The organism is Hymenobacter volaticus, from assembly GCF_022921055.1.
Lineage (GTDB): Bacteria > Bacteroidota > Bacteroidia > Cytophagales > Hymenobacteraceae > Hymenobacter > Hymenobacter volaticus.
In genome coordinates this window covers 3,619,613-3,631,530 of sequence record NZ_CP095061.1, presented here as the reverse complement: position 1 = coordinate 3,631,530, position 11,918 = coordinate 3,619,613, and the positions used below count along the sequence as shown (strand labels likewise).

General features: G+C 55.0%; 11 protein-coding genes. 5 read left to right on the top strand and 6 right to left on the bottom strand.

Annotation, left to right across the window (positions count from 1 at the left end; translation table 11 throughout):
- Positions 1–174: 174 nt before the first annotated feature.
- From MUN86_RS15725 to MUN86_RS15710, 4 genes are all read left to right on the top strand, one after another.
- Positions 175–1,926: a pyruvate dehydrogenase complex dihydrolipoamide acetyltransferase gene (locus MUN86_RS15725; protein ID WP_245119015.1), complete on the top strand. Its 1,752-nt coding sequence runs from the start codon at positions 175–177 to the stop codon at positions 1,924–1,926.
- Positions 1,927–2,067: 141 nt separating this feature from the next.
- Positions 2,068–4,641 carry a TonB-dependent receptor gene (locus tag MUN86_RS15720; protein WP_245119014.1) on the top strand — a complete coding sequence of 858 codons (2,574 nt, stop codon included), beginning with the start codon at positions 2,068–2,070 and terminating at the stop codon, positions 4,639–4,641.
- 128 nt (positions 4,642–4,769) lie between these two features.
- Positions 4,770–5,306 carry an ATP-dependent protease subunit HslV gene (gene hslV / locus MUN86_RS15715; RefSeq protein WP_245119013.1) on the top strand — a complete coding sequence of 179 codons (537 nt, stop codon included), beginning with the start codon at positions 4,770–4,772 and terminating at the stop codon, positions 5,304–5,306.
- 134 nt (positions 5,307–5,440) lie between these two features.
- A complete protein-coding gene (locus tag MUN86_RS15710; protein WP_245119012.1) occupies positions 5,441–6,412 on the top strand; it encodes a deoxyhypusine synthase family protein in 972 nt (323 codons plus the stop codon).
- Between the two features lie 91 nt (positions 6,413–6,503).
- Here the strand turns inward: MUN86_RS15710 and MUN86_RS15705 are convergent, their stop codons facing one another.
- The 4 genes from MUN86_RS15705 to MUN86_RS15690 form a co-directional block, all read right to left on the bottom strand.
- The gene (locus MUN86_RS15705) at positions 6,504–6,854 is read right to left on the bottom strand and encodes a VOC family protein (protein ID WP_245119011.1); all 351 of its coding nucleotides are present in this window, start codon (positions 6,852–6,854) and stop codon (positions 6,504–6,506) included.
- A gap of 77 nt (positions 6,855–6,931) precedes the next feature.
- Positions 6,932–7,513, bottom strand: coding sequence for a Crp/Fnr family transcriptional regulator (locus MUN86_RS15700; RefSeq protein WP_245119010.1), 582 nt, complete (start codon positions 7,511–7,513; stop codon positions 6,932–6,934).
- Between the two features lie 76 nt (positions 7,514–7,589).
- The gene (locus tag MUN86_RS15695; protein WP_245119009.1) at positions 7,590–8,324 is read right to left on the bottom strand and encodes an ATP-grasp domain-containing protein; all 735 of its coding nucleotides are present in this window, start codon (positions 8,322–8,324) and stop codon (positions 7,590–7,592) included.
- 172 nt (positions 8,325–8,496) lie between these two features.
- Positions 8,497–9,159: a hypothetical protein gene (locus MUN86_RS15690; protein ID WP_245119008.1), complete on the bottom strand. Its 663-nt coding sequence runs from the start codon at positions 9,157–9,159 to the stop codon at positions 8,497–8,499.
- Positions 9,160–9,530: 371 nt separating this feature from the next.
- Here MUN86_RS15690 and MUN86_RS15685 point away from each other — a divergent pair, with 371 nt between their 5' ends.
- Complete coding sequence (locus MUN86_RS15685; protein ID WP_245119007.1) at positions 9,531–9,866, top strand: hypothetical protein; 336 nt, start codon at positions 9,531–9,533, stop codon at positions 9,864–9,866.
- 103 nt (positions 9,867–9,969) lie between these two features.
- On the opposite strand, the gene MUN86_RS15680 is transcribed toward MUN86_RS15685, so the two are convergent.
- Together MUN86_RS15680 and MUN86_RS15675 are read right to left on the bottom strand one after the other, a co-directional pair.
- Positions 9,970–10,818 (bottom strand): SDR family NAD(P)-dependent oxidoreductase, encoded by an 849-nt coding sequence (locus MUN86_RS15680; RefSeq protein ID WP_245119006.1) that lies wholly within the window; start codon positions 10,816–10,818, stop codon positions 9,970–9,972.
- Between the two features lie 199 nt (positions 10,819–11,017).
- Complete coding sequence (locus MUN86_RS15675; protein WP_245119005.1) at positions 11,018–11,857, bottom strand: oxidoreductase; 840 nt, start codon at positions 11,855–11,857, stop codon at positions 11,018–11,020.
- Positions 11,858–11,918: the final 61 nt, after the last annotated feature.

Sequence of the window (11,918 nt, the reverse complement as noted above, 5' to 3'; positions counted from 1 at the left end):
GAAAGCCGCCTGAATATTGCCGTTGAGGAAACACATTGAACCTAATTCCAGAGGCAAAACCCTAGCTCAAGCTAGGCGGTAAGCACAAACCTAAACTTCCTAATTGCCCGGCGGTTTGCACCGCCGGATTTTCGGGCTAATTTTGACGCCCACTCATTTCAACCGCAGAAGCAGATGGCCGAAATCATAAAAATGCCCAAAATGAGCGACACAATGACGGAGGGCGTCATTGCTACATGGCTCAAGAAGGTAGGCGACAAAATAAAATCCGGCGACGTGCTGGCCGAGGTCGAAACCGACAAAGCCACGATGGAGCTGGAAAACTACGAGGACGGGACCCTGCTCTATATCGGTCCGAAAGAAGGCGAATCGGTAGCTGTGGATGGCATTCTGGCCATCGTCGGGAAGGAAGGCGAAGACTTTTCGGGCTTGCTATCCGGCGGCCAAGGCGGTGCTCCAGCAGCAGCTGAGGCACCCAAAGCCGAAGCAACTCCCGCACCGGCTCCTGCGGCCCCCGCACCAGCGCCAGCACCAGCGGCCACTCCGGTTTCGGCGCCTGTAGTGGCTGCGCCCGCGGCTCCGGCCGGCAACGGCAAGAAAGCGACCGTAGTGCGGATGCCCAAAATGAGCGACACCATGACCGAGGGCACCATTGCCTCTTGGTTGAAGAAAGTGGGCGACAAAGTGAAATCTGGCGACGTGCTAGCAGAAGTCGAAACCGACAAAGCTACCATGGAGCTGGAAAACTACGAGGATGGCACCTTGCTCTATATCGGTCCGAAGGATGGAGAAGCCATTGCCGTAGACGGCGTTCTGGCCATTATTGGGGAAGAAGGAGCCGATGTGCAAGCCCTACTCGGCGGACAGAGTGGTGGTAGCGCCGCCCCGGCTGCCGCTCCAGCGCCTGAAGAGGCTGCTCCGGCCGCCACTGCACCCGCTGCTGCCGCCCCGCAAGCTGCTACCACTACTCAGCAACCCGCTGGTGGTCGTTTGCTGGCTTCGCCGCTAGCCAAGAGCATTGCCAAGGAAAAAGGCATCGATCTGAATACCATTAAAGGCTCCGGCGAAAACGGCCGCATCATTTCCCGCGACCTAGAAAGCGCACAGCCTAGCGCAGCACCAGCCGCGCAGCCGGCCGCTGCTCCCGCCGCAACAGAGCAGCCAGCTGCTGCTCCCCAAGCCGCTCCGGCTGCCACTCCCGCCGCGCAGCCAGCACCGCAAGCCGCCGCTAGCGCACCCGCTTCGCAAGACTACACCGACACGCCCGTGTCGCAGATGCGTAAGGTTATTGCGCGTCGTTTGTCCGAGAGCTTGTTCACGGCTCCACATTTCTATCTGACGATGGAAATCCTAATGGACCGGGCTATGGAAGTACGCACGCAGCTCAACGCTCTGTCGCCGGTGAAGCTCAGCTTCAATGACTTGGTGATTAAGGCTGCCGCAGTTGCCCTGAAGCAGCACCCCGCCGTCAACTCCTCGTGGCTCGGCGACAAAATCCGCCAGAACAAGGTGGTGAATATCGGTGTGGCTGTAGCCGTGGACGAAGGACTATTGGTACCCGTGGTACGCAATGCCGATGGCAAAGGCCTCTCGACCATTGCCACCGAAGTGAAAGAACTAGCTGGCAAGGCGAAGAGCAAGAAGCTGCAACCCGCCGAGTGGGAGGGAAGCACCTTCACCATCTCGAACCTCGGCATGTTCGGCATCGACGAATTCACGGCCATCATCAACCCACCGGATGCTTGCATCTTGGCAGTGGGCGGCATCAAGCAAACGGCCGTGGTAAAAGACGGTGCGCTGACCATTGGCAACATCATGAAAGTGACGCTCAGCTGCGACCACCGCGTAGTGGACGGCGCCACTGGCGCTGCCTTCCTACAAACGCTGAAAAGCTTGCTCGAAGACCCCATGCGCATGCTGATCTGATAAAGGTCAACCGTACATGCATTCTAAAAAACCAGCCTGCAAGGGCTGGTTTTTTTATTTATTCACTTTCTTGAGAAAATAATAGGATTTCCTGCCCTGATTACCTGCACTACCAAACTTTCACTTCATTGATTTCATGCTATGAAACACTTTGTACCAATTGCACTGATGTCCTTAACGAGCGTGGCTGCTTTCGGGCAAGGCCAAGCGCTATCGGGGCAGGTGCTCGACGCGGCCGGCAAGCCAGTGGTGGGCGCCACGGTTGTGGAGAAAGGAACCAACAACGGTACGGGTACCGGACCCGACGGACGGTTTACGCTTCGTGCCCGCTCCCAATCCCCCAAGCTGGTGGTAAGCTCTATCGGCTTTGCCAGCCAGGAAGTAAACGCCAGCGGCGGGACCCTAACGGTGCGCCTAGCCGAGGCCAGCACCAGCCTCGACGCCGTGCAGGTAGTGGGTTCGCGCAGCCAAAACCGCTCGGTTACTGACTCGCCTTCGCCGGTAGATGTGATTGACATTCGGGAGGTGACGGCCAAAACCGGGCAGCTCGATGTAAACCAGTTGCTGCAATTTGTGGCGCCCTCGTTTAACTCCAACCGCCAGACTGGCTCTGACGGCGCCGACCACGTAGACCCGGCCACCCTGCGCGGCCTCGGTCCCGACCAAACCCTGGTGCTGGTAAACGGCAAGCGGCAGCACCAGTCGGCTCTCGTGAATTTGTTTGGCTCGCGGGGCCGGGGCAACACGGGCACCGACCTGAACGTCATTCCCGCGGCTTCTATCGAGCGAATCGAGATTCTGCGCGATGGCGCGGCCGCTCAGTATGGCTCTGATGCCATTGCGGGCGTTATCAACATCGTGTTGAAGAAAAGCGTGAACGAGCTTACTGTAAGTGCCAACTACGGAGCCTACGACGCCAAATACCGCTTCGACGACAAGAATTTTGACGGTGGCAACTTCAACGCCAACGTCAACTACGGTATCGGGGTGGGGCAGAACGGCGGCTTCGTCAATGCCACCCTCGATTACAATCAGCGCGAGCACACGCAGCGCGCTAACGTGCCCACCTCGCCCGATGGCATAGCCCGCCGCCAATACGGCGACCCAGAAGTGAAAAACACGGCCGCTTACCTCAACGCCAAATTCCCGCTCAGCGACAAAGCGCACATCTACACCTTTGGGGGCGTAAACAAGCGGGGCGGCGACGCCTATGCCTGGACGCGCTTCGCCGACGATGACCGCAACGTGCCCTCCATTTACCCCAACGGCTTCGACCCCATCATTACCAGCGACATTTGGGATGGCTCGGCGGTAGCGGGCTTGCGCCTGCTAGCTGGCGGCTGGGACTTTGACTTGAGTAATAACTTCGGCTCCAACCGTTTCGAGTATGGCGTGCGCAACACGCTCAATGCCTCGCTCGGGGCCAATTCGCCAACGTCATTCAACGCGGGTGGTTTTCAGTTGCAACAGAATGTAATCGGGCTGAGCGCGACGCGCAACTATAAAACAGTGCTCCAAGGCTTGAACCTGGCCGTTGGGGCAGAATATCGGCGGGAATGGTACTCGCTGTTTGCCGGCGAAGAAGCTTCTTACCGCAACTACGACCCGGCCGGTACGCCCGATTCGCTTAGGAAGGCCGCCGGCTCGCAGGGCTTCCCCGGATATCAGCCCACGGATGCCATCAAGGCCAAGCGCAGCAACATAGGAGCCTACGCCGACGCCGAACTGAGTTTAACGCAGCGCTGGCTGTTAGCCGGGGCCTTGCGCTACGAACACTACAGCGACTTCGGCAGCACGCTCAACTTCAAGGTGGCCACTCGCTACAACCTAACCGAGTTCTTGACGCTGCGCGGCACTTACAGCACCGGTTTCCGCGCGCCTTCGCTGGCGCAAATCAACTTCAACTCCACGTTTACCAACTTCATTAATGGGCAGCCCGTGGAAGTATTGCTGGCCCGCAACAACAGCGCCGTCACGCAGAAGCTAGGCATCCCGCGCCTCAAGCAAGAAACTTCCAACAGCGCCAACATTGGGCTGACCAGCCGCTTGGGCTCGTCGTTGAGTTTGACTTTGGACGGCTACTACATCAAGATAGACGACCGGGTGGTGCTGACCAGTCAGTTTTCCTCGGAGGACCCCGTGATTGGAGCCGACTTGCAAGCTCTGAACGTGGGGCAAGCGCAGTTTTTTGCTAATGCAGCTTCCACCGAATCGTTGGGGTTGGATGCCGTATTAAGCCACACGCTTACGCTCGGCAGTGGCCGCTTGAATTCCACACTAGCCGCCAACTTCAACCGCCTGCGTATCAATCGGGTGCAGACCTCGGGCCGGTTGGCCGGGCGCGAAGATGATTTTTTCGGCCCGCGCGAACAGGCGTTCGTGAAGGCGTCGGCGCCGCCATCCAAAATCAACCTTACGTTTGATTACCAGATGGGCCGTTTCGGGGCGCTGTTGCGGTTTGTGCGCTTTGCAGAAGTGAAACTGATTGGCTACGACGCCAAAGAGCAGGTGTATACGCCACGGGTTACTACTGACCTCTCGCTCAGCTACGCCCTCACCGACCATTTACAACTCTCGGCGGGCAGTTCCAACCTGTTCAACCAATACCCCACGTTCTTCGATCCGCAGCTCACCGAAACCGGCGGCGCCTGGGACCCGGTGCAGATGGGCTCGAACGGCCGGTTTTACTTTGCTAAATTGCAGGCCCGATTCTGATTCATTTAGCAAGTAGCATTTATCGTTTACCAGAAGGGGAGGCATCGGTAGCAACCAGTGCCTCCTTTTCATTGAATGAAAGTTGTTAGATGGCAGTGGGTTGTTCCATGTTAAACGTTGATTGTTAAATGAAAATACGCTCCACTACCGTCCTGGGGGTGCGCCACAACGGCGAAGTTGCTCTAGGTGCCGATGGCCAAGCTACCATGGATAAGCACGTAGCGAAAAGCAACGTGCGCAAAGTCCGTAAACTTCAGGATGGCAAAGTCGTAACAGGCTTTGCTGGCTCCACAGCCGATGCCTTCATGCTGCTCGATAAATTCGAGGAGAAACTTAATGGCTACGGCGGCAACCTGCGCCGCGCTGCTATTGAACTGGCCAAAGAGTGGCGCAAAGACCAGTACCTGCGCAAACTCGAAGCCATGATGGTGGTAGCCGACAAAGACGAGCTCCTCATCATTGCCGGTTCCGGCGACGTGCTCGAACCCGATTCCGAAGTAGCCGCCATTGGCTCAGGTGCCATGTATGCCCAAGCCGCGGCGCTGGCCCTCAAAAAGCACGCCCCGCACCTGACGGCCCGCCAAATGGTGGAAGATGCCCTGCACATTGCCGCCGACATCTGCATCTACACCAACCACAATCTGATGATTGAACAGCCTATTTAAGGCTGGATTTGCAAGCAACCCAGGCGCAATTGTGCGCTATTCAGAATCTTCGATATAACACTCAATTATTGAACGATTCCAGGCTGCAATTTGATTGTATTCCGCACACCCACTACTACTGAACCTACGATTCGATGAACGTAACGAACTTCCTCAAGCACCACTACCGCCACTTCAACGCCGCTGCTTTAATTGATGCCGCCGAAGGCTACAACAAGCACCTCGCGGAAGGGGGCAAGATGATGATAACGCTGGCTGGCGCCATGAGCACCGCCGAAATGGGCATCCAGTTGGCCGAGTTGATTCGGCAGGACAAGGTGCAAATCATCAGCTGCACCGGTGCCAACTTGGAAGAAGATATCTTCAACCTGGTAGCCCACGACTTCTACGAGCGGGTACCACACTACCGCGACCTGACGGCTGCCGACGAGCAGGCCCTGTTGGAGCGCCACATGAACCGCGTAACCGACACCTGCATTCCGGAAGAAGAGGCCATGCGCCGTCTGGAGCATTCGGTATTGAAGTTCTGGGAGCAAGCCGATAAGGCGGGCGAGCGGTACTTCCCTCACGAGTTCTTCTACCAGATCCTGCGCTCGGGCGAGCTAGAGCAGTATTACCAGATTGACCCTAAGGACTCTTGGATGCTGGCCGCTGCCGAGAAAAACCTGCCTATCATCTGCCCCGGCTGGGAAGACTCTACGCTGGGCAACATTTTCGCGGGCCACGTTATCAGCGGCGACATCAAGAACGTGCACACCGTACGCACCGGCATCGAGTACATGATTTACTTGGCCGAGTGGTATACCCAACAGGCTACTGAGGAAAGCAAAGTTGGCTTCTTCCAGATTGGCGGCGGTATTGCCGGCGACTTCCCCATCTGCGTGGTACCGATGCTGCACCAGGACTTGGGCCGTACCAGCGTGCCGCTGTGGGGCTACTTCTGCCAGATTTCAGATTCCACTACCTCGTACGGTTCCTACTCCGGTGCCGTGCCGAACGAGAAAATCACTTGGGGTAAGCTAGGTCAGGATACACCTAAGTTCATCATCGAGTCGGATGCTACTATTGTAGCGCCGCTCGTGTTTGCCATGGTACTGGGGCAGTAGTCTCAACTGCTTAATAAGTACAAAAGCCCACTGTTGTTTGTCAGCAGTGGGCTTTTGCTTTCTGAAGTGAATCGAACTAGGAGCCAGCTATTCAAGCCAGAATTTCAATCAACAGACCACCTGGAGCCCGAAAGTAGAATGTCCAAGAGCCGTGAAACCGGCGTGGTGGGTCGGCTTCGAAACCATCAGCAATGAGGCGTTGGTAGAAAGTATCGACGGCGGCGGTACTTTCCTGAATGAAGCCAATGTGGAAATGTTCGGGGTAGTGCACTTCGGCAGCCCGGTCGAGATTGCTGATAGTTAGCACCATGCCACTGTTGTTGTGCATAACGGCTAGCACTGCACTAGGCTTGGAAAAGGGTCGAAATCCGAAGTACTCTTCGAAAAACGCCTGCGTTTGTGGTACGTTGACGACGGGAAGGTTTATGTGGTTGAGGTTCATAAGAATAAGGCAGGAGGGTGAAAATTCTGCCTGCAAAACTGGCAACCACAATCCAGTTCAAAATTGCCTTGTGACAACTAATGCTCAGCCGCAAGTTTACGCCGGATACGGCTCAAGGAAGACGGTGTAACGCCCAAAAAAGAGGCTAGATATTTTTGCGGAATCAGCTGTAAGTAGTCGGGTTGGCGGCGCATCAGGTCGCGGTAGCGTTGTTCGGCGCTGTCTTGCTGCAAGGAAGTAAATCGCCGGATAACGTTCAATATGACGTATTCCCAGATGTTGCGCATCATATCGGATAGGGTCGGGTACACGTCGTATAGCTCGTAAAGCGTCTCTTTCGGTAGATACAACACCTCGCTGTCGGCAATGGCCTCGACGGCATAGTCGGCAGGTTGGCCGCTTAGAAAGCTGGTTAACTCGCTGGTGAGGTAACCCGGTAGTGCAAACCACAACGATACTGCCAGCCCATCCGGGGCCAAGTAATACATACGTAAGCAGCCGCTCTGCACGAAAAGCAACTCTTGGCATACTTCGCCAGGACGCAGCAGCATGTCGTTCTTCTTAAGCGGGCGCCGCTGAAATTTACCGGTAAAATCGTCTATTGCTGCTGGCGACATCCGGCCGTTGGACTTGATAAACTTTCGTAGCTCAGGCGTCATGATAGGTAGCAAGTAGCGGGATGAATGGATATTTAATCTAAAATTTTATCAGGGCTGAGAGGCGCAGATAATAAAGTTAAAAATTGCAGGCGTCGTCGGTGTTGGTTAGTTCGGCCCAGCGTGCGCTCAGGAACTTTGCATACCGCAAAGATGACAACCCATAGCCGCCGATGGAATAGCCTTCATTGACTTCAACTACCAGTGTCGTGCCTTGGTCGGTAACACCGATATCCAAAGCGTAAGCCTTTGGTGCATTTTGATAGGCAGCAACGGCTGCTTCCACTACAGAAGCATTAAAATGCACGCGCCAGTCGCCTCGGCAGGGTTGTGCTGCTAGCACTTCCCCGTAGCGCACAAAACAGCGCCACTCCGCAAGAAAGCGTACTGGTTCAGCACACCAAACGGGCGTGTTTTCGGCTTGGTCGCCGCAGCCTACTAGGTCGCGAAAGTGCCGAACGAGCACTCCTGTGAACTTCTTGCGGGCAAATACGGGCTTTACAAATACTGGCCACTGGGCAGGGTCGGCAGCAACGGTATTAATCGTCGATTGCCACATGCGTCGGCCAAGAAAAGGCTGTAGGCTTTCTGGATAGTCGAGAACTGGTGGCACAGTGCAGCCCAGGGCCCGCAAGGCATCTTCTACATCATCAACGTAGCTCACAACGATGTCGGCGGGGTCATCGTTTGGTAGCTCCGTGAGTCTCACGAATGGAATAACCTCCCAACCCATTTGTTTGAACCCATCGGCCGCTGCATAACAGTTGGTGTTGTCCCATTCACCGGAATTGTCTTGTTTGATAAAAGCACGCATTAATGGCGTAAGTGTCTTTTATTAATGGAGAAGATGAAGCCTTAACTGAGTTAAGTCGTGCCAAAGTATACCTATGCACTGTGCTTGCCACAAGGATTAAACAGTGCACAAACAGAAAAGCCTCCCTATGTATGTGGGAGGCTTTTCTGTTTGTACACTACTAGCAACTATACTAGATGCCTGAAGTATTCAACCACAAATTAAGGCCAGGAGTGGCAGCGTTGGTGCGTTCAACAAAAGCCTGAATCCGCTCAGCTGGGCCCTGATATTTTGCTAGGAAAACCAATGCCCTTGTTCCCGCCGAAACCTGAGGCGGTTTTAGGAAACCATATTCCGTGATAGTAAACTGTGGGTAAGTGCCCGGGGTCAGGGTAAGTGGAGTGGCGCCGAGTTGCACCAGAGAGTCGCGTAGTACTCTTACTGATACTTGCGCTGGAGGAAGCGAGGTAGTAGCGTATCCCCATATGATGTGGGGCGGCTGAAACCGTAGCTCAGGCGTAGACACTTCCACAATGTCTGGGTCACTGCTGCGCAAGCTGAGGTAGTCGTCCTGTAGCTCCAGCACGCCCATCGTGCTCTTGTTGCCTACCTTCAATTTCAGCGTGTATGTGCCAGTAGCCAACTCGGAAATATCAATGAATGAATTGGCTGGTCCAGTGGATGTAGTGCAGACGCCATTTGGTTCAGTAACTCCGCTGAAGGTGAAGTTTAGCTGCCTTTCGTCTAACCTATAGTCAGTGGTGAGACCATAGTTTGCACACTGGTATTGATGATCATCATGGAAATTGAGGCGAAGCTGGTGCCCTGGACCGGCTTGCGTTTCGGTCGCACTCATCCAAACCCGGCCGCTGATACCCGGATCTGGTTCAGGCGCCGATGGCGTCTCACAACTACTAGTGAGTAACGTCGATAAAAGGAACGAGGGAAATAGTAAAAGCCTGTACTTGGTGAACATGTAACTGCTGACTGATATATAGTATGGCTAAGGTGCCGCGATGTAGAGCGAGGAAATCAGTGGAAGGTTGCATAGCCGCTTCGTAAGAATTCTCGTTAATGTGCAAAGATATGGATATCAGGCTATTTATTTTCAAGTAGCTTTAGTAGCCTGTATTTTCAGATAGCTATGAGAAGATAAACTTGCCATCTACTCTGTTGCTCACAAGCTCGTCCTACCTTTGCTAGGCATGCCACCATTGCCTTTTAGTTATGAGCCTCGACTCTGCCAGTTTTTTCCAGTACACGCCCGAAACCGAGAAAACCACCATCTACGTCCAAACGCCCGACGGAGAGGATATGGAGCCGTGTGATGCTTTGCTAGTAGCTCAAACCAAGCAGCAGAAACTGTACATCACCCTGGAAAGCAAGCGCCGCTACCTCCTGTACACCCAACTGCCAGACTCCGACGAAATGGAAATGGAGTTCTTGCAGGACTACGAGGAAGTGGAAGCCTTAATGGAAGATGCTGGCCTCGACGGTATCCACGACGGCGAGCAAGGTATCGTGTATCACAATTTGCTGTTCCTCTTAATGAACCCGTATTAGCACAAGCGGCCGACGGCTAAGACACCTTACGTATCAACTCCTAGCACACATAAAAAGCCCGCCACTCTACAGTGGCGGGCTTTTTATATATACCAAGATTTGGTTATGCTTCCACGAAGTTGGTAGCAGTAGCCTTTTCTTGCCACTGCTGCAACTCGCGCTGCACGGCGGCTATTTTCTGTTCGGCCAACTGGTAGGCGTCTTCGCCCAGGAATAGGTGCAGAGGCGGATTCTCGGCCTCGCTCACTTCGATGAGGAGTGCTGCGGCTTTTTCGGGGTCACCGGGCTGGTTGCCGTTGATTTGCTGCTCGTGTTGGGCTTGCGAGTCGCGCACGGCTTGGTAGGCGTCGAGTGGGTGCTGGGGTTTGCCCATAGAGCCCGCCGATAAGAATTCGGTGCGGAAGTAGCCAGGATGCACCACCGTGGCATGAATGCCGAAGGGTTTCACCTCAGCGGCAAATGATTCAGTTAAGCCATCCACAGCGAACTTGGTAGCGCAATAGACGCCCCAGCCGGGAAAGTTTCCTGTGAACCCTCCGATAGAGGAAATGTTGAACACGTACCCGGTCCCCTGCTGGCGCAAGTGCGGCATGGCCGAGCGGAGCACATTCAGCACGCCAAACACATTCACGTCGAAGTTTTTGCGGGACTCTTGGTCGGAAAGCTCTTCGATGGCACCGAGTTGCCCGTAGCCTGCATTGTTCACTACTACATCCAGTCCGCCTAGGGTGCTGATGGTAATGGCTATGGCTTGTTGCACGCTTTCCTCGTTGCCGAGGTCCATGTGCAGGGGTAAGAACCGGCCAGCACTAGGCGGCACGGCTTGTTTCAGTTCCTCCAGATTGCGTGAGGTCGCCGCTACCGAGTAGCCATGGGCTAGTAGCTGCTGTACCAAGGTCAGACCTAGGCCCTTCGAGGCGCCGGTCACGAACCAAATGTTCTTGGAATTCATGCTCTTGATAGTTTTCGTTGTAAGAAAGAGAATCGTGTAGGGCTAAGCTTCCGAATAAGTAGAGCATATAGAAAAGCAATTGAAAAGTGAGCAGGTAGGGATAGAGACGGGTGAGGCTGCTTTTTACCGTAAGCGAATAGCAGAAAGTCAGATTTACCCGACGCCAGAAGGAGCGTCACTTTTTCGGGCTTGCTTGCTGCTACTCCGCAAATTCAGTGGAAACGGTAAGGGCTTGCCACGCCTGTATTTCCCGTCCGAAGGTTTCTAGCTTCTGCGTGGCTCGCCGGTAGGCATCCTGGCCAAGAAGCAAGTGCATAGGTGGGTTGGGCTCAGAGGCGACTTGAATGATGGCGGCGGCAGCTTTTTCCGGGTCACCAATCTGCGCACCGTTCATGGCCAAGTATTTTTCGTGCGAGGCGCGCACGGTTTGATAAGCCGCAATAGGCTGCTGCGGCAAACTTAAAGACTCAGGCGTGAGGAAGTTGGTGCGGAAGGCGCCCGGCGCCACAACAGTTACCTTGATGCCAAATGAGGCTACATCTTGCGCCAGCACTTCCGAGAAGCCTTCCATGGCAAACTTGGTGGCCGCGTAGATAGCCCAACCGGTAGCCGCCGAGAAGCCCGCAATAGAGGAGATGTTGATGATGTGGCCTGCACCCGCCTCTCGCAGATGCGGCAGCGCTTTCCGAATGACATTGAGCGCCCCGAACACATTCACGTCGAAAGCCTGGCGCGTTTCCGCGTCGGTTAGTTCCTCGATGCTGCCGCCAATGCCGTAGCCCGCATTGTTAACTAACACGTCTAAGCGGCCGAAGGTGCGGATAGCTTGCTCGATGCCTTGCTGCACGCTTGCTTCGTCGGCTAGGTCGACTTGCAGGGGCAGAAAAGCGGCGGAAGCGGTGCCTACGGCTTCCACTAGGCTGTCCTGCTTGCGGGAAGTGGCCGCAACGTGGTGGCCTTCGCGCAGCAGCCGTTTCACCAGCGTAAGGCCCAAGCCTTGCGAAGCGCCGGTGACAAACCAAATTTTGGGGTTGTTCATAGCTTGCTCTGTTTGTACAGTGCAAAACTAGAGCAGCCAAGAGCCTAAGAGCTTACCGCAA